This is a genomic window from Streptomyces sp. NPDC002889, from assembly GCF_042888425.1.
Lineage (GTDB): Bacteria > Actinomycetota > Actinomycetes > Streptomycetales > Streptomycetaceae > Streptomyces.
Map to the genome: position 1 here is coordinate 524,930 of NZ_JBIAPT010000001.1, position 24,392 is coordinate 549,321.

Here is a 24,392-nt window from a genome sequence, read left to right on the forward strand (position 1 = left end):
GCGGCCGAAACGGTGTCAGTTCTTGACGCGCCTTGTGCTGCAGTCCCTTACGCTGCCGGCCCCTGCGCCGCCAGTCGTGCGAGTGCTTCCGGAGCCTCGTCGACCGTGTCCACCAGGGAGATACGCGTCTGCATCGACCGGCCGCGCGCCAGCGACTCGAGCAGCGGCCAGGTGGGGAGCTGTTCGGTCCAGTGGGCGCGGTTCACCAGCACCATCGGGGTGGGTTCGCCCCGGGACTCGTAGTAGTTGGGGGTCGCGTTGTCGAAGATTTCCTGCACGGTGCCCGCGGCGCCCGGGAGGAATACCACGCCCGCGGTGGAGCGGGACAGCAGGCCGTCCTCGCGGGTTGCGTTGGCGAAGTACTTGCCGATGTGCCCCGCGAAGGCGTTCGGCGGCTCGTGGCCGTAGAACCAGGTGGGAATGCCGACCGAGTCGCCGCCCTGCGGCCAGCGGTTCCGCACCTCGAACGCGGCGAGCGCCCAGTCGGAGACCGAGGGGACGAAGGAGGGCGCCTTGGCGAGGAGGTGCAGGGCGTCGTCCAGCATCTCGTCGGGGTGAGCGGCCGCGTACGCACCGAGGTTGGCAGCCTCCATCGCACCGGGCCCGCCGCCGGTCGCGACCGTGAACCCGTCTCGCGCCAGCGTCCGACCGAGCCGGGCGGCCCCGGCGTACGCATCCGTGCCACGGGCCATCGCGTGTCCGCCCATCACGCCCACGACCCGTGCGCCGACGAGGAGTTCGTCCAGGGCATCGGAGATCGCGTCGTCGTGAATCGAGCGGAGCATCGAGGCGTAGATGTCGCCGTCGGCCTTGGTGGACTGGAACCAGCTGTAGGCGAGAGCGTCGGGAGTGGCGTCGTATCCGCTGCCGGCAAGGCCCGTGAAGAGTTCGTCGGGGGAGTAGAGCCGCCCCCGGTACGGATCGAAGGGCAGCCCGGGCACCGGCGGGAACACGAGCGCGCCATCCGCCCGTACCTTGGCGTCGGCGTCGGCGTGCATGCGGCAACCGAGGAACACGGCGTCGGCGCAGTCGCAGCTGAGCAGTGCGAAGGTGCGGTGCGAGAGATCGACGGACTGCACCCGGTACCCGGCGAGCGAGCCCTGTGCGGCAATCTCGTCGAACTCCTCGATGGACTCGATCTCGCGGTCGTGCCGTGGGTGCTGCGGGTGCGCCATGCGGCAACGATAGGCCCTTCCGGTGGCGCCGCAGGAAGGGGGTGGATCAGTGGGTCAGCGGGGTCGCGGCCAGGGTTGCCACCGTCCAGGTCAGGGGAACGAAAGTCACCAGCAGCGCCGCCACCCGCAACGCCGTGGCCTGGCGGAGGGCGGTGAGCGGGGTGCCCAGGCGCAGAAGGGTGGTCCGGGTGTGGGATCTGGCCTGTCGGGCTTCCAGTGCCGCCGTCAGCAGCGTCGCCGTCGTGCAGGTCACCACCAGGACCATGCCGAGGGCCGTCAGCGGCCCGAAGACGTCGGGAGATCTGCCGTACACCGTCGAGGCCGCGAACGCTGCCGAGGCCACCGCGCACACCACGCCCAGCGGGCGGCCGATGCGGCGGGCCTCCTCCATCAGGACACGGCCGGCCAGCAGCCGGGTCGCCCCGGGACGTGCGGTCTGCATGAGACGCCCGCACAGATGGGTGATGCCCGGGCCCGCGAGTGCGAGGCCGAGGGTGGTCAGGGCCCAGCCCGCGAGGACACCGGCCGGGCCGTCGGCGACCTGGCCGGGCAGCGGGAGCGCCGCGCCGGCCGCACCGCGGCTCGCGTACGTCTCGACGGCGAGCCCCGCGGCGGCCAGGGCGACTCCCCAGGGCAGCCCGGGCGGGGCCGCGAGCGGCGCGGCGGGGTCCTCCGGCCCGGTCTCCTCGCCCGGCTTCGCCGGACGTGGCCGCAGTGCGAGCGCCGCCACGGTGGAGGCCAGCACCGGGACGAGCGACAGCAGCGTCAGCACCGCCCCCAGTGGCAACGGCCGGTTCGCGGCGAGCAGTTCGGCCGCCGCCCCGTCGAACGGCAGCCCCCTCAGATCGCCCCGCAGGTGCAGGAAGAAGAGCAGCGCCAGCATGCTGCCCAGCGTGCAGGCGACGGCCGTCGACACCGCGGCGAGCGCGGCGAGGCGTGCCGGCCCCAGCCCGACCGCCGACAGCCCGGTACGCAGGCGCGAGCCCGGGTCCGTGCGGGCCACGGCCACCGCGAAGTGCACCGTCGCGGCGAGCGGGACCAGGCACCACAGCAGGCGCACCACGGACGTGCCCGAGTCCTCCGGGTGGGACAGCGCATATGCCAGCGTGCACAGCAGCAGAAAGCCGACCCCCGCCGATGCCGCCGCCACCATCAGCCGGCGCAGCAGGACCACGGGATGTGCGCGGCGGGCTAGACGGAGAGCGAGCACGCGGCCTGGCCTTCCGCGTCGGCGGTCCCGAGAGAGCTGACCCGCCGTCCGTCCACGAGCGTGATCGCCCGGTCGGCGAGCGTCGCCACATCGGCGTCGTGCGTGGCGAGCACCACGGTGATCCGGTGCGAGCGGGCCGCGGCTGTCAGCGTACGCAGTACATGCGCCCGGTCGGCGCGGTGGAGCGTCGCCGTCGGCTCGTCGGCGAACAGCACCGTCGGCGTGGTGACCAGGGCCCGGGCGACACACACACGCTGCTGCTCCGCGCGCAGCAGGGCGTAGGGGCGCTTGTCCGCGCAGCCGCCGATGTCCAGCCGCTCCATCCACTCCATCGCCGTGGTCTTCGCAGCACGGTGCGAGACCCCGCGCAGGAGCAGGGGCAGGGCCGCGTTCTCCCATGCCTTCAGCTCCGGCACAAGGGTCGGCTCGGGGTCGATCCAGCCGAACCGTTCGCGCCGCAGCCGTTCCCGGTGGAGCGGAGGCAGCGTGTGCACGGGCGAGCTGTTGAACCACACCTCGCCCTGCTGCGGGACGAGTTGGCCGGACAGGCAGCGCAGCAGTGTGGTCTTGCCGCTGCCGCGCGGGCCGCACACGGCGAGGATCTCGCTCTCCCGCACGCCCAGCGAGACACCGACGAGCGCGGGCGAGCCGCGGTGGGAGTGGTGCAGGGTACGTGACCAGAGCACATCGTTGTCCGGCGGGGCCACCATGGCGTACTCCTCGCTTCTGATCAGATTTCCGGCCCCCCGTACGGGGGAACGAAGACAGGGCCGATCGGTCACTGGGCACGCTAAGGAGTCAGCGGCGAGGTGATGGGAAGCACGCGGCCCGGGTACCGTCCATCTCACTCGGATGGAGGTACCCGGGCCGTTCGCGGGGAGGCCGGGGTGGTGTCTAGAGCTTCGTCCAGGCCTCCGTCAGGACGTTGCGCAGGATCGCCTCGATCTCGTCGAACGTCGACTGGTCGGCGATCAGCGGCGGGGCCAGCTGGACGACCGGGTCGCCGCGGTCGTCGGCCCGGCAGTACAGACCGTTGTCGAACAGCGCCTTGGACAGGAAGCCGTAGAGGACCCGCTCGGTCTCCTCCTCGGTGAAGGACTCCTTCGTCGTCTTGTCCTTCACCAGCTCGATGCCGTAGAAGAAGCCGTTGCCGCGGACGTCGCCGACGATCGGCAGGTCGTGCAGCTTCTGCAGCGTGGACAGGAAGTTGCCCTCGTTGTCCAGGACGTGCTGGTTGAGGCCTTCCTTCTCGAAGATGTCGAGGTTGGCGAGACCCACCGCCGCGGAGACGGGGTGGCCGCCGAAGGTGTAGCCGTGCAGGAAGGTGTTGTCGCCCTTGTAGAACGGCTCGGCCAGGCGGTCGGAGATGATGCACGCGCCGATCGGGGAGTAGCCCGAGGTCATGCCCTTGGCGCAGGTGATCATGTCCGGGACGTAGCCGAACTTGTCGCAGGCGAACATCGTGCCGAGGCGGCCGAACGCGCAGATGACCTCGTCGGAGACGAGCAGCACGTCGTACTGGTCGCAGATCTCGCGCACGCGCTGGAAGTACCCGGGCGGCGGCGGGAAGCAGCCGCCCGCGTTCTGCACCGGCTCGAGGAAGACGGCCGCGACGGTGTCCGCGCCCTCGAAGAGGATCTGCTGCTCGATCTGGTCGGCGGCCCAGCGGCCGAAGGCCTCGGGGTCGTCGCCGTGGATCGGCGCGCGGTAGATATTGGTGTTCGGCACCTTGCGGGCGCCGGGGACCAGCGGCTCGAAGGGGGCCTTCAGGCCGGGCAGGCCGGTGATCGACAGGGCGCCCTGCGGGGTGCCGTGATAGGCGACGGCGCGTGAGATGACCTTGTACTTGGTCGGCTTGCCCTTGAGCTTGAAGTACTGCTTGGCGAGCTTCCACGCGGTCTCGACGGCTTCCCCACCGCCGGTGGTGAAGAAGACCTTGTTGAGATCACCCGGGGCGTGGTCGGCCAGGCGCTCGGCGAGCTCCACGGCCTTCGGGTGCGCGTAGGACCATACGGGGAAGAAAGCGAGCTCCTGCGCCTGCTTGAAGGCGGTCTCGGCGAGCTCGCGCCGCCCGTGCCCCGCGTTGACCACGAAGAGGCCCGCCAGGCCGTCGAGGTAGCGCTTGCCCTTGTCGTCGAAGATGTAGGTGCCCTCGCCGCGCACGATGGTCGGCACGGGGGCGTTCTCGTACGACGACATGCGGGTGAAGTGCATCCACAGGTGGTCGTAGGCGGTCTTGGAGAGGTCCTTGCTCACGGCTATCGGGTTCCCCACATATAGGTCTGCTTCTTGAGCTTTAGATAAACGAAGCTCTCGGTGGAGCGCACGCCGGGGAGCGCGCGGATCCGCTTGTTGATCACTTCGAGAAGGTGGTCGTCGTCCTCGCAGACGATCTCCACCATCAGGTCGAACGAGCCCGCGGTCACCACCACGTACTCGCACTCGGCCATGGCGGTGAGCGCCTCCGCGACCGGGTCGAGGTCGCCCTCGACCCTGATGCCGACCATCGCCTGGCGTCGCAGGCCCACGGTGAGCGGGTCGGTGACGGCGACGATCTGCATCACGCCCTGATCGAGCAGCTTCTGGACACGCTGCCGCACGGCCGCCTCGGACAGGCCCACGGCCTTGCCGATCGCGGCGTAGGGGCGACGCCCGTCCTCCTGGAGCTGTTCGATGATCGCGAGGGAGACGGCATCGATCGTCGGGGTCGACGATCCGTTTCCCGCTCCGGTCCTGGAGTCTGCGCTTCGGCTGGCCACGACGTCACTTTGCACCGCGACTCGTCGGTCTGGCAAGCCCTGAGCGATGAAATTCGTTGTTGAACGGGTGGAATCTAACCGAATCCGAAGTTGCGAACGGTCGGGCCTGTTGAAAACGTCGGCTGAGCGATTAGGGTGGATGTCTCACCGATCGGACGTCCGACAGGACAGGAGGGGTGGCAACAGTGACCACCGAGCTGCGTCGTCTGCGCAACTACATCAACGGGGAGTTCCGGGACGCCGCCGACGGCCGGACCATCGACGTGGTCAACCCGGCCACGGGCGAGGTGTATGCCACGTCGCCGCTGTCCGGCCAGGCCGATGTCGACGCCGCCATGGACGCTGCCGCGGCCGCTTTCCCCGCCTGGCGCGACACCACCCCGGCCGAGCGCCAGAAGGTTCTGCTGAAGATCGCGGACGCCTTCGAGGAGCGGGCCGAGGACCTCGTCGCGGCCGAGTCGGAGAACACCGGCAAGCCGCTCGAGCTGACGCGCACCGAAGAGATCCCGCCGATGGTGGACCAGATCCGCTTCTTCGCGGGCGCGGCGCGCATGCTCGAAGGCCGCTCCGCGGGCGAGTACATGGAGGGCATGACCTCCATCGTCCGCCGCGAGCCTGTCGGCGTCTGTGCCCAGGTCGCGCCGTGGAACTACCCGATGATGATGGCCGTGTGGAAGTTCGCACCGGCCCTGGCGGCGGGCAACACCGTCGTCATCAAGCCGTCCGACACCACGCCCGCCTCGACCGTGCTGATCGCCGAGATCATCGGCTCGATCGCCCCCAAGGGCGTCTTCAACGTCATCTGCGGCGACCGTGAGACCGGCCGCGCCATGGTCGAGCACCCGACTCCGGCGATGGCCTCCATCACCGGTTCCGTACGCGCCGGCATCCAGGTCGCCGCCTCCGCGGCCAAGGACGTCAAGCGCGTCCACCTGGAGCTCGGCGGCAAGGCCCCGGTCGTGGTCTTCGAGGACACCGACATCGACAAGGCGGTCGAGGACATCTCGGTCGCGGGCTTCTTCAACGCCGGCCAGGACTGCACCGCCGCCGCCCGTGTGCTCGTGCACGAGTCCATCCACGACGCGTTCGTGCAGGCGCTGGCGAAGGCCGCTGCCGACACCAAGACCGGACAGCCGGACGACGCCGACGTGCTGTACGGCCCGCTCAACAACGCCAACCAGCTGGCGCAGGTGAGTGGCTTCATCGACCGCCTGCCGGCGCACGCCAAGGTCGAGGCGGGCGGCCACCGGGTCGGGGACAAGGGCTACTTCTACGCCCCGACCGTGGTCTCCGGCCTCAAACAGGACGACGAGATCATCCAGAACGAGGTCTTCGGACCCGTCATCACCGTCCAGTCCTTCGCGGACGAGGCGCAGGCCCTGGAGTGGGCGAACGGCGTCGAGTTCGCGCTCGCCTCCTCGGTGTGGACGAAGGACCACGCGCGGGCGATGCGGATGTCCAAGTCGCTGGACTTCGGCTGTGTGTGGATCAACACCCACATCCCGCTGGTGGCGGAGATGCCGCACGGCGGCTTCAAGAAGTCGGGCTACGGCAAGGACCTGTCGGCGTACGGCTTCGACGACTACACGCGCATCAAGCACGTGATGACGTCGCTCGACGGCTGACATACGTGGCGTAACGGGGAGGGGCGGGGGCGGTTGCCCCCGCCCCTCCCCTGTTCTTCGTGACCGGAGGCGCCCGGAAGCTCCGCAGCGCCGTTGCGGCCGTGGCCCGCATGCCCCGGCACTACTCGGTCGGGGTCGTGTGCAGCGCCAGCAGGAGACGCCAGGTCTGGGCGGCCATCCGGTCCGGGGGCGACGCGATGGTGCCGTGCAGCCAGTCCGCGAGGAGGCCGGCGAACGTGGAGGCCACCGCCGTGGCGATCAGGGCGGGGGCCGGTGCGCCGGCCAGTTCTCGTTCGGAACGGCTTCGTTCGCGCAGCTCGCGGTGGAGGAGCTCGCCCAGCGGGCCGCTGCCGCCCTCGCGCAGCAGTGTCCGGTAGAGAGCGGCGTTCGCGGCCGTCCTGGTGAAGAAATCCGTCAGCGCGGGTGGCGGCACGGCCGGATCCGGCAGGCCCCGCCAGGCGTGCAGAGCGTCCACCGCCTCCCGTACGACTTCGGCGCAGGCGTCGACCGCCAGCGCGTCGAGGTCCGGGTAGTGCACATAGAACGTGGCCCGGCCGACCTGTGCCCGGCGCACCACGGCCGCCACGCTGACCTCCTCGAGAGGTCGCTCGGCGCATTCCTCCAGCAGTGCCTCGCGCAGCCTTGACCGGGTCCGTTCCGCCCTCGGGTCGCTCATCCGGCCAACAGTACGGCTGCCAGCGCGAGGGCGCCGGGAAGGGCCTGTGCCACCAGGATGCGCCGGTTCGCGGTGAAGCCGCCGTACAGGCCCGCGACGACCACGCAGGCGAGGAAGAAGACCTGCACGCGATACCCCGTGGGATCAGCGGCGATCAGGCCCCAGATGAGGCCCGCGGCCAAGAACCCGTTGTACAGCCCCTGGTTCGCGGCGAGCGGGGCGGTGGCGCGGGCCATCTCCGCGTCGAAGCCGGAGAGTTCACGGCCCGGCTTCCGCTGCCACAGGAACATTTCCAGAACCAGGATGTAGACGTGCAGCGCGGCCACGAGGCCGACCAGGATGTGGGCCGTTGTGTTCATGATCTACTCGATTCCACTTTCTGGACAGGTATCCAGTAAGTATAGACACATGTCCATGATTGACAGGGTGTCGGGAGTCACGTCCACGGATCGACGCAGCGTCCATTGCTGCGGGCCCGCGCCGCCCGGCATTCTTCGGACGTGTCGGCGATCCGGAAGAACCTCATGTCGCGACGGTCCCTGCTGTGCGCCATCGGCGGCGGTACGGCCGGGCTCGCGCTGGCCGGCTGCGGTGTCCCCCCTGCCTATGTGGACCCCGGCGACCGTGGCCGCCGCGATCTCTCCGCGCGGGAGCGGAGTCTCGACTTCGCCAACTGGCCGCTCTACATCGACACCGACGACGAGAACACCTCCGAGCGGCCCACCCTCGACGCCTTCACCGAGCGCACCGGGATCTCCGTCCGCTACACGGAGGAGATCAACGACAACGACGAGTTCTTCGGGAAGATCAGCCCCGCCCTGATGAATCATCAGGAGACCGGCCGGGACCTCGTCGTCCTCAGCGACTGGATGGCGGCCCGCTTCGTACGGCTCGGCTGGGTGCAGGAGATGGACCGGGCCGGCCAGCCCAATGTCGCCACCTACCTGGATCCACAGCTGCGTTCGCCCGCCTTCGACACGGGGAGGCGGCACAGTGTCCCCTGGCAGTGCGGGATCACCGGCATCGCGTACAACCGCAGGAGGCTCGGCCGGGAGATCAGGAGTACCCGTGAACTGTGGGCGGACGATCTGCGCGGCAAGGTCACGCTGCTGTCCGGGCTCGACGAGGCCTTTGCGCTGCTGATGCAGGGCAACGGTGTCGACGTCACCCGCTGGCGCGCCGATGACTTCCACCTGATGTGCGAGCAGGTGGAACAGCTCGTGAAGCGCCGTCATATCCGGCGCTTCACCGGCAACGACTACATCAAGGACCTCTCCACCGGCGACGTTCTGGCCTGCCAGGCCTACTCCGGTGACGTCATCCAACTCCGGGCCGACAACCCGGACATCGAGTTCGTGGTCCCCGAAGAGGGCGGCGAGCTGTGGGCCGAGAGCCTGATGATTCCCAACCTCGCCCGCCACAAGCGCAATGCCGAGGCGCTGATCGACCATTACTACCACCCCGAGGTGGCGGCGGAGCTCGCGAGCTGGGTCAACTATGTCTGCCCGGTGCCCGCCGCCCGCGAGGTGCTGGCCTCCGCCAAGGACGAGGAGACCGCGGCGCTGGCCGAGGACCCGCTGATCTTCCCCGACGATCGGATGCGGGCGCGGCTCGCCATCTCCCGTGACATCACGGCGGGGGAGCGGCGGGAGTTCGCGAAACGCTGGAACGCGATCGTGGGACTGTGAAGAGCACCCTTGATTTTTGAACACGTTCATTCGCGCTGTACGCTGCCGGTATGAGCGAGAGCGCGGCCCTTCTGCGGGGCATACGTGTCTGGTTGGGCTTCTTCGTCGTCTGTCTCGTCCTGAGCGGAGTGACCGCGTTTCCGCTGGTCCATGAGCTCCACTGGCTCGAGGACCTGTTGACGTCATCTGCCGCGGGGGTGCCGGAGCACTTCCCCGGCCTGGTGCAGTGGGTCGAGAGGGTCCGCGAGGGCCTGGACGCCACCGACGAGAAGTACCCCTTCGTGCTGTACGGCACGGACTGGCTGGCCTTCGCCCACCTGGTGATCGCGGTCGCCTTCTACGGCCCCTACCGCGATCCGGTACGCAACGTCTGGGTCGTCGAGTTCGGGATGATCGCCTGCGCCGGCATCATCCCGCTCGCCCTGATCTGCGGCCCGATCCGCGGCATCCCCTTCTGGTGGTCGGTGATCGACATGTCCTTCGGGGTCTTCGGCGTTGTCCCGCTGTACCTCGTGCGCCGCAGGATCAAGCGGCTGGAGGCGCTGACGGCGGCGCCCCCCACCGCGCTCGCGGCCGGCACCTGAACGCCGCACGGACGCCGCGAACGTGCCGCAGGCGGTGACCGCGGGCCGGATCAGGCTCGTTCGTCAGCAGCCGAGTTGCGCAGCACGGCCCGCAGCGCGTCCACCCGGTTGGTCGTGATCGAGTCGACTCCGCAGCCGACCAGCCTGCGCATCGTGCGCCGGGTGTCGGCCGTCCAGGCCGAGAGCAACATCCCGTCCCGGTGCACGCGGTCCGCCAACTCCCGCCCGATCAGGCCGAATCGGTAGTTCAGCCAGCGCGGGGCCACCGCGGCGACGAGCACCGGGCGCGGCGGGGCGAGCGTGGTCCAGGTCATCGCGATCTCGGCCGACGGGTCGGCAGCCCGTACCGCGAGCATCGTCGTCGGGCCGGCGCAGTAGTAGACGCGGTCGCCCGCACCGTACTCGTGGACGGTGCCGACCACCGTGCGCACCGACTCCTCTGTGGCGCCCGGGAGATCGACCATCAGGCGATGTGCGCCGACCTCGATCAGAGCGTCGCGCAGCGTCGGCACCGCGCCGCCCGTCAGGCCGTGCACCTCGGCGTGGGTGAGCCTCGCGAGCGGACGGTCGTGGCCCCACAGCCGCTTCAGCGAGTCGTCGTGCAGCAGCACGGGCACCCCGTCGCGGGTGAGCCGTACATCGATCTCGAGTGCGTCCGCGCCGCGTTCGATCGCAGAGCGCAGCGAGGGCAGGGTGTTCTCCCGGACGCGGTACGGGTCCCCGCGGTGGGCGACGGCCGTGACGGTGCGCATGGAACCAGTGTGGGCGCCGGTCAGCGAGCGAGCCACGCGGTGGTGTACTCGTCGATCTCGGAGGTGATCCTGGCCTTGCCCGCGGCGTCCAGGAACGACGCCTCCACCGCGTTCTTCGCCAGGTCCGCGAGTCCCCGCTCGTCCAGATCCAGCAGCCGGGCGGCGACGGCGTACTCGCTGTTGAGGTCGGTGCCGAACATCGGCGGGTCGTCGCTGTTGATCGTCACCAGGACACCGGCGGAGACCATCTCCTTGATCGGGTGCCGGTCCAGGTCGACGACGGCGCGTGTCGCGATGTTGGAGGTGGGGCAGACCTCCAGCGGAATGCGGTGCTCCGCCAGGTGTGCCAGAAGCTTCGGGTCCTGGACAGCACTGGTGCCGTGGCCGATGCGCTCGGCGCGCAGCTCGTTCAGCGCGTCCCAGATGGTCTGCGGCCCGGTCGTCTCGCCTGCGTGCGGCACCGAGTGCAGGCCCGCGTCGATCGCGCGGTCGAAGTACGGCTTGAACTGCGGGCGCGCCACACCGACCTCCGGGCCGCCGAGGCCGAAGGAGACCAGGCCCTCCGGACGCAGGTCCACGGCGAGGCGCGCTGTCTCCTCGGCGGCCGCGAGCCCTGCCTCGCCGGGGATGTCGAAGCACCAGCGCAGTACGACGCCGAGCTCCGCCTCGGCCGCCTTGCGGGCGTCCTCGATCGCCGCCATGAACGCCTTCTCGTCGATGCCGCGCCGGGTCGAGCTGAAGGGCGTGACGGTCAGCTCGGCGTAGCGGATGCTCTGCCGCGCCATGTCCCGGGCCACCTCGAAGGTGAGCAGCCGGACGTCCTCGGGCGTGCGGATCAGGTCGACGACCGAGAGGTAGACCTCGATGAAGTGTGCGAAGTCCGTGAACGTGAAGTAGTCGGCGAGCGCTTCCGGGTCGGTCGGGACCTTCGAGTCCGGATGGTTGGCGGCGAGTTCCGCGACGATGCGCGGGGAGGCCGACCCGACGTGGTGCACATGCAGTTCGGCCTTGGGCAGCCCTGCGATGAAGGGGTGCAGATCGGTCATCGAGTGCCTCCGGATGGGATCGGCCGCTGGTCGTCAGGGATCATCGTAGGGGCCCGGTCCGGCTCAGGAACCAGGCCGTAGCATGGCCGCACCACAAGTGGGGGAGAACAATGTCTGACAATCAGGCCCAGCCGGCGGGCGGGCCGCAGCCGCGCGACCCGTGGGCTCCGCCGGAGAGCAGCGCCGCGCAGAGCGCCCCGCAGGACGGGGTGCCGCTGGGCAAGCAGCCGGCAGCCGCGCCGCGGCCCGTGCACGACCAGCCGACGGTCACCTCGATGCCCGCCGTCGGGTCCGTGGACGACATGGGTGCAGTGCCGCCGCCGCCCACCGCGCCCGGCGGGCCGGCCCAGTCGGCGGCCGGTGCCTACGGCTACCCCGCAGCCCCTGCCGGCGGGGCCTTCGGACCGGCCGCGAGCGACCCGTACGGCGCCGGGTACCCGGGCTACCCCGGCTACCCGGGATACGGCCAGCCCGGCTGGCAGCAGAGCCCGGCGAACGGCATGGGCATCACCGCGATGGTGCTCGGCATCCTCGCCGTGTGCCTGTTCTGTGTCTACGGTGTCCTCTCGGTCATCCTCGGTGTACTCGCGCTGATCTTCGGGATCCTCGGCCGCAAGCGCGTCGGGCGGGGCGAGGCGACGAACGGCGGCATGGCCCTGGCCGGCATCATCCTGGGCTCCATCGGCATCGTCATCGGCGCGGTCGTCATCGGTCTGCTCGCCTGGGGTATCACCAGGGCCATCAACGAGGACCGGAACAACGACTACGACTACGACGACTCGTACTCCAACACCCTCGTGGTCGACGTCAGCCGGTAGCCCACCGCACGCCCAGCTCCGCGCGCGCCTCCATCAGCGCGAAACCCAGCAGATTGAGCCCGCGCCAGCGCGTGGGATCCTCCGCCCGCTCATCGTCGGCGGCCAGTCCGATGCCCCAGATCCGGTCCACCGGGCTGGCCTCGACGAGCACCCGGTCGCCGGTGCCCAGCAGAAACTCCCGCAGGTCGGCATCCTGTCCGAACTTGTGCACACTGCCCGCTCGCACGATCTCGAAGCGCTCCCGCTTCCACCTGTTCTCGTCGAAGCCGCGCACCAGCCGCCCCGCCTTCTTGGCCGCTGCCGGGCTGGTCGCCTCCAGCGCCTTGCGCTCCGCCTCCGCGTCCCCGAACAGACGGGCCTTCGCGGCCATCATCCAGTGCTCCGCGGTGGCATAGCGCACGCCGTCCACCACGAAGGGTGACGGCCACCACTGGCTGAGGCAGCCTGCTCCGATGCTGCCGTCCGGGCGCGGCGCATGGCCCCAGAAATGCAGGTACTTGATCCTCTGTCCGGCCGCGGCTTGCGTGATCAGCTCGTCCATCCCCATGCATGCGAGTCTGGCAGTGACCACCGACAGTGCGTACACGGATTGTTCAGCCGACGCGACACTTGGTCGACCGATTCCGTCGCGTAACCAAAAGGCAACAACGGAATCCCTTGTTGCGCGCATCACCCTCTGCCAGGATCGGCACTCAAATCGAGCTGGAACAACGGAGAGCGTCATGGGCAACCGCTTCCAGATGAACGACCGCTTCGCGCAGGGCGCGCAGTACATCGGCGGTCGACTGCGCCCGGGCACGTCGGGGCGCACGCAGGACATCGTGAACCCCGCGACCGGCGAGACGGTCCACACCTACGAACTGGCCGGCACCGCGGACGTGGACGCCGCCGTCGCCGCGGCCCGCGAGGCCTTTCCCGGCTGGGCCGGCGCCACCCCTGGTGAGCGCTCCGACGCCCTGCACCGGTTCGCCTCCGTGCTCGCCGAGCGGTCGCAGGAGCTCGCGGAGGCCGAGACCGTCCAGTGCGGCAAGCCGATCAAGCTCAGCACCGAGTTCGACGTGCCGGGCACCGTCGACAACACCGCTTTCTTCGCCGGAGCCGCGCGCCACCTCCAGGGCCAGTCCGCGGGCGAGTACAGCGGCGACCACACCTCGTACGTGCGCCGGGAGCCCATCGGCACGGTCGGCTCCATCGCCCCGTGGAACTATCCGCTCCAGATGGCCGCCTGGAAGATCCTCCCGGCCATAGCTTCGGGGAATACCATCGTGCTCAAGCCCGCCGAGATCACCCCGCTGACCTCGCTGATGTTTGCCGAGGCGGCCGCGGAGGCGGGCGTCCCCGACGGTGTCGTCAACATCATCAGCGGCGCGGGCAAGGACGCGGGCGAGCATCTGGTCGGCCACCGGGACATCGCCATGACCTCCTTCACCGGCTCCACCGCCATCGGCAAGCGCGTGGCGGAGATCGCCACCGCCACGGTCAAGCGCCTCCACCTCGAGCTGGGCGGCAAGGCCCCGTTCGTCGTGTTCGACGACGCCGATGTCGAGGCCGCGGCCCACGGCGCGGTCGCGGGCTCCCTGATCAACTCCGGTCAGGACTGCACCGCCGCCACCCGGGCCTATGTCCAGCGGCCCCTGTACGACGCCTTCGTCAGCGCCGTGGCCGACCTGATGGCAAGTGTGCGGCTCGGCGACCCCTTCGACCCGGGGACCGACCTCGGCCCGCTCGTCTCGCACCTCCAGCGCGACCGCGTGGCGGGCTTCGTCGAGCGGGCCCGTGCGTACGCCACCGTCGTCACCGGTGGCGAAGCACCCGGGGCAGAGCTGAAGGACGGCGCGTACTACCGGCCCACGCTCATTACCGGCGCCTCCCAGGACAGCGAGATCGTGCAGTCCGAGATCTTCGGACCTGTCCTGGTCGTGCTGCCCTTCGACACCGACGACGAAGGCATTGCCCTCGCCAACGACACCCCCTACGGACTCGCCGCTTCGGCCTGGAGCCGCGACGTCTACCGGGCGGGCCGGGCGACCCGCGAGATCAAGGCGGGCTGCGTCTGGGTCAACGACCACATCCCGATCATCAGCGAGATGCCGCACGGCGGCTACAAGTCATCGGGCTTCGGAAAGGACATGTCCTCGTACTCGTTCGAGGAGTACACGCAGGTCAAGCATGTGATGTACGACAACACGGCGGTCGTCAGGAAGGACTGGCACCGCACGATCTTCGGGGACCGGCCGTAACGGCACACCATTCCCCTCGTGTGACCGAGCCGCCCGACCGGCGGCCCCATCCCGAAAGGGCACAGCGCATGGATCACCACCAGCCCGAGAGTCTGTCAGCGGCCCAACTGGCAGCGATGCGACGCACTCTGACGAACGGCAGGGGCGCACTCAGCCGCCGCTCGATGCTGCGCGCGGCCGGCCTCGGCGCGATCACGGCCGGGGGCGTGGCCGCCCTGAGCTCCTGCGGCATCCCGCCCGCCAAGCGCGAGGAGGGGGCGGCGGCCTCGGACGACCACTCGGACCAGGAGAAGCAGATCAACTTCTCCAACTGGACCGAGTACATGGACATCAGCGAGGACGGGAAGACCCGCCCGACCCTGGCGGAGTTCACCAAACGGACCGGGATCCAGGTCAAGTACACCGAGGACATCAACGACAACGTCGAGTTCTTCGGCAAGATCCAGCCGCAGCTGGCGGCCGGCCAGGACACCGGCCGTGACCTGATCAACGTCACCGACTGGCTGGCCGCCCGCATGATCCGGCTCGGCTGGGTCCAGAAGCTCGACGCGTCGCTCCTCCCGCACGCGTACGCGAACCTCTCGCCCCAGTTCCGCAGCCCGGACTGGGACCCGGGTCGTGCCTACTCCTACCCCTGGACCGGTATTCCGGCCGTCATCGCCTACAACATCAAGGCGACCGGCGGGAAGAAGGTCGACTCCGTCACCCAGCTGCTGGACGACCCCAGCCTCAAGGGGCGGGTCAGCTTCCTCACCGAGATGCGCGACACGGTCGGCCTGACCCTGCTGGACATGGGCAAGGACCCCGGCAAGGTCAACGACGCCGACTACGACGCCGCCATCAACCGGCTCCAGAAGGGCGTCGACAAGAAGCAGATCCGCCGCTTCACCGGCAACGACTACACCTCGGACCTCGACAAGGGCGACATCGCCGCCTGCGTCGCCTGGGCCGGCGACCTCATCCAGCTCCAGGTCGACAACCCGGACGTCAGGTTCGCGGTCCCGGCCGCCGGCTACATGACGGCCACCGACAATCTGCTGGTCCCGGCGCACGCCCGGCACCAGAAGAACGCGACCCGGCTGATCGACTACTACTACGAGCTCCCCGTCGCGGCCCAGCTCGCCGCCTACATCAACTATGTGACTCCTGTCGCCGGAGTCGGCCCGGAGCTCGCGAAGATCGACCCGGCGCTGGCCAAGAACCCGCTGATCATCCCGGACGAGGCCATGGCGGCCAAGTCCCACTCCTTCCGCTCGCTCTCCTCCGAGGAAGAGACGGCGTACGAAGAGAAGTTCGCCAAGCTCATCGGCGCCTGATCCGACCTTTCTCCCCGACTTACGAGACACCTGGGACCGCGACCCATGACTGAAAAGACAGCCGGCGGCGACGTCCGCCTCTCCGGGATCAGCAAGACGTACGGCTCCTTCATCGCCGTGCAGCCGATGGACCTGACCATCCCGCAGGGCTCGTTCTTCGCCCTGCTCGGCGCGTCCGGCTGCGGCAAGACCACCACCCTGCGCATGATCGCCGGCCTGGAGGAGCCCACCACCGGTACGGTCTCTCTCGGTGGCAGGAACGTCACCGACCTGCCGCCGCACAAGCGACCGGTCAACACCGTGTTCCAGAGCTATGCGCTCTTCCCGCATCTGAACGTCTACGAGAACATCGCGTTCGGCCTGCGTCGCCGCGGTATCAAGTCGGTGAAGAAGCAGGTCGACGACATGCTGGACCTCGTCCAGCTCGGGGACTTCGCCCAGCGCAAGCCGCACCAGCTCTCCGGCGGCCAGCAGCAGCGTGTGGCGGTCGCCCGCGCGCTCATCAACCACCCCCAGGTGCTGCTCCTCGACGAGCCGCTCGGCGCCCTCGACCTCAAGCTGCGCCGTCAGATGCAGCTGGAGCTGAAGAGGATCCAGACCGAGGTGGGCATCACCTTCGTGCATGTCACCCACGACCAGGAGGAGGCCATGACCATGGCCGACACGGTCGCGGTGATGAACAAGGGGCGGGTCGAGCAGCTGGGCGCACCCGCCGAGCTGTACGAGAACCCGCAGACCACCTTTGTCGCCAACTTCCTCGGAACCTCCAACCTCATCGAGGCCGAGGTGGTGGAGAACAGCGGGGGCGATGTCGTCGTCACCGCTGCCGACGCCAAACTGCGGATCTCCGCCGAGCGCTGTGCCACCCGGCCAAGCCCCGGGGAGAAGATGCTGGTCGGTGTGCGGCCGGAGAAGATCTCGCTGGCACACGCGGACGACGCGGGCAGCATCGCCGTCGGCCGCAACCGCTTCACCGGCACGATCGCCGACACCAGCTTCATCGGTGTCTCGACCCAGTTCGTCATCGACAGCCCGGTCTGCCCGGAGCTCGAGGTGTACGTGCAGAACATCGAGCGCGACACGCGACTGGTGCCCGGCGCCGAGGTGGTCCTGCACTGGAACCCCGAGCACACCTTCGGCCTCGATGCGGCACAGGACATCGACGCCGGTGTGGAGACGGTCGAGGAGAAGACGCCATGACCGTCACCAAGGCGCCACCGGCCGCGGAACCGGTCGTGCACAAGACCTCCGTGCGCCGCAAGCTCGTCCCGTACTGGCTGCTGCTGCCCGGCATCCTGTGGCTGCTCGTGTTCTTCGCGCTGCCACTGGTCTACCAGGCATCGACCTCCGTGCAGACGGGCTCCCTGGAATCGGGCTTCGAGGTCACCTGGCACTTCCAGACTTACTGGGACGCGCTGACCGAGTACTACCCGCAGTTCCTGCGCTCCCTGCTGTACGCGGGCACGGCCACCGTCCTGTGTCTGCTGCTCGGCTATCCGCTCGCGTATCTCATCGCGTTCAAGGCCGGCCGCTGGCGCAATCTGCTGCTGGTACTGGTCATCGCGCCGTTCTTCACCAGCTTCCTGATCCGTACGCTCGCCTGGAAGACGATCCTTGCGGACAGTGGACCGGTGGTGGAGGTCCTCAACGCCGTCGGCTTCCTGGACGTCACCAGCTGGCTGGGGATGACCGAGGGCAACCGCGTGCTCGCCACCCCTCTCGCGGTCGTCACGGGTCTGACGTACAACTTCCTGCCGTTCATGATCCTTCCGCTGTACACCGCGCTGGAGCGGATCGACCCGCGCCTCCACGAGGCGGCCGGCGATCTGTATGCCAAGCCCGCAACCACGTTCCGCAGGGTGACGCTGCCGCTGTCCATGCCCGGTGTCGTCTCGGGGACCCTGCTGACCTTCATCCCGGCGAGCGGCGACTACGTCAACGCCGAACTGCTGGGCTCCACCGACACCCGCATGATCGGCAACGTCATCCAGTCGCAGTTCCTGCGGGTGCTCGACTATCCGACAGCCGCCGCGCTGTCGTTCATCCTGATGGGGATCGTGCTGATCATGGTCACCGTCTACATCCGCCGGGCCGGGACGGAGGACCTCGTCTGATGCGTTGGCTGAGGCACAATCTCGTCGTCATCGCGGGCATCCTCACGCTCGCGTACCTGATCATTCCGAACATCGTCGTCATGGTGTTCTCGTTCAACAAGCCGGCCGGGCGCTTCAACTACTCCTGGCAGGAGTTCTCCACGGACGCCTGGAAGGACCCGTGCGGCGTCGCCGACCTGTGCAACTCGCTCACGCTGTCCCTGCAGATCGCCCTGTGGGCGACGATCGGCGCGACCGTGCTCGGCTCGATGATCGCCTTCGCACTGGTCCGCTACCGCTTCCGCGCCCGCGGCACGATCAACTCGCTGATCTTCATGCCGATGGCCATGCCCGAGGTGGTCATGGCCGCCTCGCTGCTGACGCTGTTCCTCAACCTCGGGGCACAGCTGGGCTTCTGGACCATCCTCATTGCCCACACCATGTTCTGCCTCAGCTTCGTGGTGGTCGCCGTCAAGGCGCGCGTGATGACGATGGACCCCCGTCTGGAGGAAGCCGCGCGGGACCTCTACGCGGGACCGGTGCAGACGTTCCTGCGGGTCACGCTGCCGATCGCTGCGCCCGGTATCGCGGCCGGCGCGATGCTCGCCTTCGCGCTGTCGTTCGACGACTTCATCATCACCAACTTCAACTCGGGCAACACCGTCACGTTCCCCATGTTCGTGTGGGGCTCGGCCCAGCGCGGTACGCCCGTCCAGATCAACGTCATCGGTACGGCCATGTTCGCCATCGCCGTACTGATCGTGGTCGCCGGTCAGGTCATCAGCAACCGGCGGAAGAAGACCGCACTGCCCCAGTAGGACCCCGAAGGAGTGGAAACCATGGCCCCAGCTGCCATGACCTTTGCCTCATCACTCTCCGACGCCCAGCCCGTCCCCTTCTGGCTGGAAGATCCCGGCAAGCCCGGCGCACTGCCTGCCCTCACCGGCGACGAGCGGAGCGATCTCCTCGTCGTCGGCGGCGGATACAGCGGACTGTGGACCGCGCTGCTGGCCAAGGAACGCGACCCCGAAAGGGAGGTCGTACTGATCGAGGGGCGCGAGGTGGGCTGGGCCGCCTCGGGCCGCAACGGCGGCTTCTGCGCCGCCTCCCTCACCCACGGCCTGGGCAACGGGCTCGCCCGCTGGCCCGAGGAAATGGCGAAGCTGGAGGAGCTCGGGGAGCGCAACCTCGACGCCATCGAGGACGCCGTCGCCCGCTACGGCATCGACTGCGACTTCGAGCGCACCGGCGAGATCGACGTGGCCACCGAGCCGCACCAGCTCGCCGAACTGCGGGAGATGTACGAGGAGGCGTCCCGGCTCGGCTTCACCGGCCTCGAACTGATGGACGCGGACGCCGTGCGCGCGGAGGTGGACTCGCCGACGTTCCTCGGGGGCCTGTGGGACCGGCGCGGTGTCGCGATGCTGCACCCCGCCAAGCTCGCCTGGGGGCTCAAGCAGGCGTGCACGGACCTCGGTGTGCGCGTCTACGAGAACACCCCGGGACTCGAACTCGCCGCCTCCGGCGCGGGGATGGCGGTCCGCACCCCGTACGGACGGGTCCACGCCCGCCGGGTCGCGCTCGGCACCAACGTGTTCCCGTCCCTGGTCAGACGGGTACGTGCGTACACCGTCCCGGTCTACGACTACGCCCTGATGACCGAGCCGCTCACACCCGCGCAGCTCGCGTCGATCGGCTGGAAGCGACGCCAGGGGCTCGGCGACAGTGCCAACCAGTTCCACTACTTCCGGATCACTGCCGACCATCGCATCCTGTGGGGCGGCTACGACGCCATCTATCCGTACGGCGGCAAGGTCAGCGCCGAGCTGGAGCACCGGCCGCAGACGTATCTGAAGCTCGCCTCGCACTTCTTCCGCTGCTTCCCGCAGCTGGAGGGGCTCCGGTTCAGCCATGCCTGGGGCGGTGCGATCGACACCTGCTCGCGCTTCTCCGCCTTCTTCGGCACGGCGCACGCGGGGAAGGTCGCGTACGCCGCGGGTTTCACGGGCCTGGGGGTCGGCGCGACCCGCTTCGGCGCGGACGTGATGCTCGACCTGCTCGACGGCGAGAGGACGGAACGTACGCAGCTGAAGATGGTGCGCAGCAAGCCGCTGCCGTTCCCGCCGGAGCCCGTTGCGTGGGCGGGTATCGCGCTGACCAAGTGGTCGCTGGCGAGGGCGGATTCCCATGGCGGCCGGCGCAACCTGTGGCTGAAGTCGATGGACCGGCTCGGTCTCGGCTTCGACAGTTGAAGGTGCCCTGCGGGCGCCCGCCGGACGTGTGCCGGGGGACGGGGGAGTGCCGGGGGGATTGACAACTTGATTGGTCTGGACCATTGTGTCGCGCGCCACCACTCCAACACCCCCACGCCTGGAGGAAGTTGTGGACCGCACCAGACCTATGGCTGCCCTGAGCGCGGCTGTCCTCGCCGCCGGAGGACTCGTCGCCACGGCATCGTCCGCAACAGCGGCCGACACCGAACTCGCCCGCAACGGAGGCTTCGAGTCCGCACTGACCGGCTGGAGCTGTACGGCCGGCAGCGGCGCCGTCGTCGGCTCACCCACCCATGGCGGCGCGTCCGCCCTCAAGGCCACCCCGGCCGGCAGTGACAACGCCAGGTGCAGCCAGACCGTCACCGTCAGGCCGAACTCCGACTACACGCTGAGCGGTTGGGTCCAGGGCAGCTATGTCCACCTCGGCGCGACCGGCACCGGCACCACCGACGTCTCCACCTGGACGGCGTCCGCGCCGAGCTGGCAGCGGCTGTCGACGAGCTTCCGCACGGGGGCGTCGACCACCTCGGTGACGATCTACACCCACGGCTGGTACGGCACCCCGGCCTACCACGCCGACGACATCTCCCTGCTCGGGCCCGGTGGCGACCCGGTGCAGTTACCGGCCGCCCCCACGGGGCTGCGGGCCGGCAGCCCCGGCTCCACCTCCGTGCCGCTGAGCTGGACCTCATCGCCGGGCGCCACCGGCTACCACGTCTACCGCGGCGGTACGCGGGTCGCGACCGTCAGCGGCACGTCGGCGAACGTCACCGGACTCGCTCCGTCCACGGCGTACAGCTTCCAGGTCTCCGCGGTCAACGACGCCGGCGAGTCACCGAAGTCGACGGCCGTTAGCGCCACGACCACGGCGGGCGGCGGCAGCGGCGGCGACCTGCCGGCCCACGCCCTCGTCGGCTATCTGCACGCGAGCTTCGCCAATGGCTCCGGCTACACCCGCATGGCCGACGTCCCGGATTCCTGGGACGTCATCAACCTCGCCTTCGGCGAGCCGACTTCGGTCACCTCGGGCGACATCCGCTTCACGCTCTGCCCGGTCGCCGAGTGTCCGAACGTCGAGCCGGAGGCGGACTTCAAGGCGGCCGTCAGGGCCAAGCAGGCCGCGGGCAAGAAGGTCCTCATCTCCATCGGCGGCGCCAACGGCCAGGTCCAGCTCTCCACCACGGCCGCACGCGACGCCTTCGTCAGCTCCGTGTCGAAGATCATCGACGACTACGGACTCGACGGCCTGGACATCGACTTCGAGGGCCACTCACTGTCCCTGAACGCGGGCGACACCGACTTCCGCAACCCGACCACCCCCGTGATCGTCAACCTGATCTCGGCGCTGAAGACCCTCAAGGCCAAGTACGGCAGCGACTTCGTGCTGACGATGGCCCCCGAGACCTTTTTCGTGCAGCTCGGCTACCAGTTCTACGGCTCCGGGTCGTTCGGCGGCCAGGACCCGCGCGCCGGTTCGTACCTCCCGGTCATCCACGCCATGCGTGACGACCTCACGCTGCTGCATGTCCAGGACTACAACTCGGGGCCGATCATGGGCCTCGACAACCAGTACCACACCATGGGCGGCGCGGACTTCCACATCGCGATGACCGACATGCTGCTCACCGGCTTCCCGGTGGCCGGTGACCAGTCCAGGTTCTTCCCGGCGCTGCGCCCCGACCAGGTCGCGATCGGACTTCCGGCCTCGACCAACGCGGGCAACGGTCACACCGCGCCCGCCGAGGTGAACAAGGCTCTGGACTGCCTGACCAGGAAGGCCGACTGCGGCTCGTACCGGACCCATGGCACCTGGCCCTCGCTGCGCGGCCTGATGACCTGGTCGATCAACTGGGACCGCTACAGCCAGTGGGAGTTCTCGAAGAACTTCGACGCCTATCGCTGGAGCTGACGCCGCAGGCGAGAGGCGTGAGCAGCAGCGCACACAGCAAGACGCTGCCGATGACATCCAGCGGCCAGTGGTAGCCGCGCAGCACCAGACCGATGCCCGTCGCCAGGGTGAGCAGCACGGCGACGGGCATCGTCCATCGGCGCCCGAGGTGCGGGGCGAGGAGCAGTGCGGCACCGCCGTAGGCGACCATCGCGGTCGCGGTGTGACCCGAGGGGTACCAGCCGGTGCCGGGTTCGAGCGGGCCCGGGCGGGCGATCCACAGCTTGAGCGGGACGACGAGCGCGGGCACGGCCGCCATGGTGAGCGCGGCGGCGAGCGCCGGCCGCCACCGCCCGGTGCGCCACAGGGTGTACGCGATCGCCGCGGTGAGCACGGGCAGCGCGACCGGCATGCTGCCGAGATCGGCGAGCGGCTCGGTCAGTGCGGCGGGAGCGTCGCCGAACAGGGCGCGCCCCATGTGTTCGTCCGCCCGCCGAAGGGGGCCGTCGTCGGCGACCTGCCAGGTGACGAGGGCGGAGAGTACGGCGCAGAGCGCGAGGGCGAAGGCCCGGACATGCCGAAAGACCGGTCGCCTCGCAACAGGGGGGGTGGTTGCGAGGGGACCGGTCGGATCGGTTTGCCGCGCGCCCCGGGGGGTTTGGGGCGAGCGGCCATCCGATCGGTGAGGAGTTTCGGAGCCTGAGGCTCCAGTGGTGTGCGCCAGGGCACGACCAGGACGGGGCTGGAGAGGCTCCGACCCGGGTTCGCCCGCAGTCTCCTGCGAGCGAGGTGTTTCTCTCATCTGCGCAGACCGTACGTCAGTGGCCGGGGGGACCGACAGACGGATCTCCAACCCGCCATCGGGCCCCCACAGCTTCTTCACAGGACGTCAGATCTGGCCGAACGCGTTCTCGATGAGGTCGAGACCCTCGTTCAGCAGGTCCTCGCCGATGACCAGCGGCGGCAGGAAGCGCAGCACGTTGCCGTACGTGCCGCAGGTGAGCACCATCAGCCCCTCCGCGTGGCAGGCCTTGGCGAGCGCGCCCGCGGCCTCCGGGTTGGGCTCCTTGGTCGCCGGGTCCTTGACCAGCTCGATCGCGATCATGGCGCCGCGGCCGCGGATGTCGCCGATGATCTCGTACTTCTCCTGCATCGCGGTGAGGCGGCCCTTCATGACCTCCTCGATGCGCTTGGCCTTGCCGTTGAGGTCCTGCTCGCGCATGGTCTCGATGGCGCCGAGCGCACCGGCGCAGGCCACCGGGTTGCCGCCGTAGGTGCCGCCGAGGCCGCCCGCGTGCGGGGCGTCCATGATCTCGGCGCGGCCGGTCACGGCGGCGAGCGGCAGACCGCCCGCGATGCCCTTGGCGGTGGTGATCAGGTCCGGGACGATGCCCTCGTCCTCGCAGGCGAACCACTGGCCGGTGCGGCAGAAGCCGGACTGGATCTCGTCGGCGACGAAGACGATGCCGTTGTCGTTCGCGAACTTCACGATCGCCGGAAGGAAGCCCTTGGCCGGCTCGATGAAGCCGCCCTCGCCGAGGACCGGCTCGATGATGATCGCGGCGACGTTCTCCGCGCCGACCTGCTTGGTGATCTGGTCGATGGCCTGGGCAGCGGCCTCGGGGCCGCAGTTCTCCGGGCCGGTCGGCCAGCGGTAGCCGTAGGCGACCGGGACGCGGTAGATCTCGGGGGCGAACGGGCCGAAGCCGTGCTTGTACGGCATGTTCTTGGCGGTCAGCGCCATCGTGAGGTTCGTGCGGCCGTGGTAGCCGTGGTCGAAGACGACGACGGCCTGGCGCTTGGTGTACGCACGGGCGATCTTGACGGCGTTCTCGACGGCCTCGGCACCGGAGTTGAACAGCGCGGACTTCTTGGCGTGGTCGCCCGGCGTCAGCTCGGCGAGCGCCTCACACACCTCGACGTAGCCCTCGTAGGGCGTGACCATGAAACAGGTGTGCGTGAAGTCGGCGAGCTGCGCGGAGGCGCGTCGTACGACGGCCTCGGCGGAGGCGCCGACCGAGGTCACGGCGATGCCGGAGCCGAAGTCGATCAGGCGGTTGCCGTCGACGTCCTCGATGATGCCGCCACCCGCACGAGCCGTGAACACGGGCAGCACGGATCCCACACCACCGGCCACCGTGGCCGTGCGGCGGGCCTGCAGTTCCTGCGACTTCGGGCCGGGAATGGCGGTGACGACGCGGCGCTCCTGCGGGATTGCGGTCATGAGGGGCTCCTGGGGGTGTTCCGGA

The 24,392-nt window shown here is 69.3% G+C and carries 23 protein-coding genes; 11 read left to right on the plus strand and 12 right to left on the minus strand.

From position 1 onward, the window contains the following. Nucleotides 1-47 precede the first annotated feature (47 nt). The 5 genes from ACFYWI_RS02380 to ACFYWI_RS02400 form a co-directional block, all read right to left on the minus strand. Nucleotides 48-1,175: an LOG family protein gene (locus ACFYWI_RS02380; RefSeq protein ID WP_389224174.1), complete on the minus strand. Its 1,128-nt coding sequence runs from the start codon at nt 1,173-1,175 to the stop codon at nt 48-50. A gap of 46 nt (nt 1,176-1,221) precedes the next feature. After that, the gene (locus tag ACFYWI_RS02385) at nt 1,222-2,385 is read right to left on the minus strand and encodes a hypothetical protein (protein ID WP_389224177.1); all 1,164 of its coding nucleotides are present in this window, start codon (nt 2,383-2,385) and stop codon (nt 1,222-1,224) included. Next, nucleotides 2,367-3,095, minus strand: a complete 729-nt coding sequence (locus ACFYWI_RS02390; RefSeq protein WP_389224180.1) for an ABC transporter ATP-binding protein — start codon at nt 3,093-3,095, stop codon at nt 2,367-2,369. The genes ACFYWI_RS02385 and ACFYWI_RS02390 overlap by 19 nt, the downstream gene beginning before the upstream one ends. Before the next feature lie 184 nt (nt 3,096-3,279). After that, nucleotides 3,280-4,659, minus strand: coding sequence for an aspartate aminotransferase family protein (locus ACFYWI_RS02395; RefSeq protein ID WP_389224183.1), 1,380 nt, complete (start codon nt 4,657-4,659; stop codon nt 3,280-3,282). Further along, the gene (locus ACFYWI_RS02400) at nt 4,644-5,144 is read right to left on the minus strand and encodes an Lrp/AsnC family transcriptional regulator (protein ID WP_389224186.1); all 501 of its coding nucleotides are present in this window, start codon (nt 5,142-5,144) and stop codon (nt 4,644-4,646) included. Before ACFYWI_RS02400 ends, ACFYWI_RS02395 begins: the two co-directional genes overlap by 16 nt. Nucleotides 5,145-5,329: 185 nt before the next feature. Here ACFYWI_RS02400 and ACFYWI_RS02405 point away from each other — a divergent pair, with 185 nt between their 5' ends. Beyond that, on the plus strand, nt 5,330-6,769 hold the full coding sequence (locus ACFYWI_RS02405; protein ID WP_389224445.1) for a gamma-aminobutyraldehyde dehydrogenase: 1,440 nt from the start codon (nt 5,330-5,332) through the stop codon (nt 6,767-6,769). A 121-nt stretch (nt 6,770-6,890) separates the two neighbouring features. Here ACFYWI_RS02405 and ACFYWI_RS02410 read toward each other — a convergent pair whose 3' ends face one another. After that, a complete protein-coding gene (locus ACFYWI_RS02410; protein WP_389224188.1) occupies nt 6,891-7,445 on the minus strand; it encodes a TetR/AcrR family transcriptional regulator in 555 nt (184 codons plus the stop codon). Beyond that, entirely contained in the window at nt 7,442-7,804 is a 363-nt protein-coding gene (locus ACFYWI_RS02415; RefSeq protein WP_389224191.1) for a DUF1304 domain-containing protein, read from the minus strand. Before ACFYWI_RS02415 ends, ACFYWI_RS02410 begins: the two co-directional genes overlap by 4 nt. A gap of 165 nt (nt 7,805-7,969) precedes the next feature. Between ACFYWI_RS02415 and ACFYWI_RS02420 the strand changes: the two genes are divergently transcribed. Continuing rightward, entirely contained in the window at nt 7,970-9,133 is a 1,164-nt protein-coding gene (locus ACFYWI_RS02420; RefSeq protein WP_389224447.1) for a PotD/PotF family extracellular solute-binding protein, read from the plus strand. 50 nt (nt 9,134-9,183) lie between these two features. Next, the gene (locus tag ACFYWI_RS02425; protein ID WP_389224194.1) at nt 9,184-9,717 is read left to right on the plus strand and encodes a hypothetical protein; all 534 of its coding nucleotides are present in this window, start codon (nt 9,184-9,186) and stop codon (nt 9,715-9,717) included. A 50-nt stretch (nt 9,718-9,767) separates the two neighbouring features. On the opposite strand, the gene ACFYWI_RS02430 is transcribed toward ACFYWI_RS02425, so the two are convergent. Further along, entirely contained in the window at nt 9,768-10,469 is a 702-nt protein-coding gene (locus tag ACFYWI_RS02430) for a glycerophosphodiester phosphodiesterase (protein WP_389224197.1), read from the minus strand. 20 nt (nt 10,470-10,489) lie between these two features. Further along, on the minus strand, nt 10,490-11,515 hold the full coding sequence (locus tag ACFYWI_RS02435) for an adenosine deaminase (protein ID WP_389224199.1): 1,026 nt from the start codon (nt 11,513-11,515) through the stop codon (nt 10,490-10,492). Nucleotides 11,516-11,625: 110 nt separating this feature from the next. Here ACFYWI_RS02435 and ACFYWI_RS02440 point away from each other — a divergent pair, with 110 nt between their 5' ends. Continuing rightward, on the plus strand, nt 11,626-12,333 hold the full coding sequence (locus ACFYWI_RS02440) for a DUF4190 domain-containing protein (RefSeq protein WP_389224202.1): 708 nt from the start codon (nt 11,626-11,628) through the stop codon (nt 12,331-12,333). Here ACFYWI_RS02440 and ACFYWI_RS02445 read toward each other — a convergent pair. Continuing rightward, nucleotides 12,323-12,880 carry an NADAR family protein gene (locus ACFYWI_RS02445; protein WP_389224205.1) on the minus strand — a complete coding sequence of 186 codons (558 nt, stop codon included), beginning with the start codon at nt 12,878-12,880 and terminating at the stop codon, nt 12,323-12,325. The genes ACFYWI_RS02440 and ACFYWI_RS02445 overlap by 11 nt on opposite strands. Before the next feature lie 175 nt (nt 12,881-13,055). On the opposite strand from ACFYWI_RS02445, the gene ACFYWI_RS02450 reads away from it, so the two are divergent. The 7 genes from ACFYWI_RS02450 to ACFYWI_RS02480 all read left to right on the plus strand — a co-directional run bounded on the left by ACFYWI_RS02450 (nt 13,056) and on the right by ACFYWI_RS02480 (nt 22,164). Further along, a complete protein-coding gene (locus ACFYWI_RS02450; RefSeq protein ID WP_389224209.1) occupies nt 13,056-14,573 on the plus strand; it encodes a gamma-aminobutyraldehyde dehydrogenase in 1,518 nt (505 codons plus the stop codon). A 68-nt stretch (nt 14,574-14,641) separates the two neighbouring features. Further along, nucleotides 14,642-15,889 carry a PotD/PotF family extracellular solute-binding protein gene (locus ACFYWI_RS02455; RefSeq protein WP_389224212.1) on the plus strand — a complete coding sequence of 416 codons (1,248 nt, stop codon included), beginning with the start codon at nt 14,642-14,644 and terminating at the stop codon, nt 15,887-15,889. Nucleotides 15,890-15,934: 45 nt separating this feature from the next. Then, complete coding sequence (locus ACFYWI_RS02460) at nt 15,935-17,089, plus strand: ABC transporter ATP-binding protein (RefSeq protein ID WP_389224215.1); 1,155 nt, start codon at nt 15,935-15,937, stop codon at nt 17,087-17,089. Continuing rightward, nucleotides 17,086-18,003 (plus strand): ABC transporter permease, encoded by a 918-nt coding sequence (locus ACFYWI_RS02465; protein WP_389224218.1) that lies wholly within the window; start codon nt 17,086-17,088, stop codon nt 18,001-18,003. Before ACFYWI_RS02460 ends, ACFYWI_RS02465 begins: the two co-directional genes overlap by 4 nt. Next, nucleotides 18,003-18,800, plus strand: a complete 798-nt coding sequence (locus ACFYWI_RS02470; protein WP_389224221.1) for an ABC transporter permease — start codon at nt 18,003-18,005, stop codon at nt 18,798-18,800. Before ACFYWI_RS02465 ends, ACFYWI_RS02470 begins: the two co-directional genes overlap by 1 nt. A 21-nt stretch (nt 18,801-18,821) precedes the next feature. Next, nucleotides 18,822-20,234, plus strand: a complete 1,413-nt coding sequence (locus tag ACFYWI_RS02475; protein ID WP_389224224.1) for an NAD(P)/FAD-dependent oxidoreductase — start codon at nt 18,822-18,824, stop codon at nt 20,232-20,234. A 148-nt stretch (nt 20,235-20,382) separates the two neighbouring features. Further along, nucleotides 20,383-22,164 (plus strand): chitinase, encoded by a 1,782-nt coding sequence (locus ACFYWI_RS02480; protein ID WP_389224449.1) that lies wholly within the window; start codon nt 20,383-20,385, stop codon nt 22,162-22,164. Here ACFYWI_RS02480 and ACFYWI_RS02485 read toward each other — a convergent pair. Beyond that, entirely contained in the window at nt 22,100-22,945 is an 846-nt protein-coding gene (locus ACFYWI_RS02485) for a phosphatase PAP2 family protein (RefSeq protein WP_389224227.1), read from the minus strand. The genes ACFYWI_RS02480 and ACFYWI_RS02485 overlap by 65 nt on opposite strands. Nucleotides 22,946-23,032: 87 nt before the next feature. After that, the gene (gene gabT, locus ACFYWI_RS02490) at nt 23,033-24,367 is read right to left on the minus strand and encodes a 4-aminobutyrate--2-oxoglutarate transaminase (protein ID WP_389224230.1); all 1,335 of its coding nucleotides are present in this window, start codon (nt 24,365-24,367) and stop codon (nt 23,033-23,035) included. Nucleotides 24,368-24,392: the final 25 nt, after the last annotated feature.

Bases quoted from the DNA above. Each gene is read 5' to 3' on its own strand.
- ACFYWI_RS02380 (WP_389224174.1), bottom strand. From the start codon at position 1,175: ATGGCGCACCCGCAGCACCCACGGCACGACCGCGAGATCGAGTCCATC.
- ACFYWI_RS02390 (WP_389224180.1), bottom strand. From the start codon at position 3,095: ATGGTGGCCCCGCCGGACAACGATGTGCTCTGGTCACGTACCCTGCAC.
- ACFYWI_RS02410 (WP_389224188.1), bottom strand. From the start codon at position 7,445: ATGAGCGACCCGAGGGCGGAACGGACCCGGTCAAGGCTGCGCGAGGCA.
- ACFYWI_RS02415 (WP_389224191.1), bottom strand. From the start codon at position 7,804: ATGAACACAACGGCCCACATCCTGGTCGGCCTCGTGGCCGCGCTGCAC.
- ACFYWI_RS02420 (WP_389224447.1), top strand. From the start codon at position 7,970: ATGTCGCGACGGTCCCTGCTGTGCGCCATCGGCGGCGGTACGGCCGGG.
- ACFYWI_RS02425 (WP_389224194.1), top strand. From the start codon at position 9,184: ATGAGCGAGAGCGCGGCCCTTCTGCGGGGCATACGTGTCTGGTTGGGC.
- ACFYWI_RS02430 (WP_389224197.1), bottom strand. From the start codon at position 10,469: ATGCGCACCGTCACGGCCGTCGCCCACCGCGGGGACCCGTACCGCGTC.
- ACFYWI_RS02435 (WP_389224199.1), bottom strand. From the start codon at position 11,515: ATGACCGATCTGCACCCCTTCATCGCAGGGCTGCCCAAGGCCGAACTG.
- ACFYWI_RS02440 (WP_389224202.1), top strand. From the start codon at position 11,626: ATGTCTGACAATCAGGCCCAGCCGGCGGGCGGGCCGCAGCCGCGCGAC.
- ACFYWI_RS02445 (WP_389224205.1), bottom strand. From the start codon at position 12,880: ATGGGGATGGACGAGCTGATCACGCAAGCCGCGGCCGGACAGAGGATC.
- ACFYWI_RS02450 (WP_389224209.1), top strand. From the start codon at position 13,056: ATGGGCAACCGCTTCCAGATGAACGACCGCTTCGCGCAGGGCGCGCAG.
- ACFYWI_RS02455 (WP_389224212.1), top strand. From the start codon at position 14,642: ATGGATCACCACCAGCCCGAGAGTCTGTCAGCGGCCCAACTGGCAGCG.
- ACFYWI_RS02460 (WP_389224215.1), top strand. From the start codon at position 15,935: ATGACTGAAAAGACAGCCGGCGGCGACGTCCGCCTCTCCGGGATCAGC.
- ACFYWI_RS02465 (WP_389224218.1), top strand. From the start codon at position 17,086: ATGACCGTCACCAAGGCGCCACCGGCCGCGGAACCGGTCGTGCACAAG.
- ACFYWI_RS02470 (WP_389224221.1), top strand. From the start codon at position 18,003: ATGCGTTGGCTGAGGCACAATCTCGTCGTCATCGCGGGCATCCTCACG.
- ACFYWI_RS02475 (WP_389224224.1), top strand. From the start codon at position 18,822: ATGGCCCCAGCTGCCATGACCTTTGCCTCATCACTCTCCGACGCCCAG.
- ACFYWI_RS02480 (WP_389224449.1), top strand. From the start codon at position 20,383: ATGGCTGCCCTGAGCGCGGCTGTCCTCGCCGCCGGAGGACTCGTCGCC.
- ACFYWI_RS02485 (WP_389224227.1), bottom strand. From the start codon at position 22,945: ATGAGAGAAACACCTCGCTCGCAGGAGACTGCGGGCGAACCCGGGTCG.
- gabT (WP_389224230.1), bottom strand. From the start codon at position 24,367: ATGACCGCAATCCCGCAGGAGCGCCGCGTCGTCACCGCCATTCCCGGC.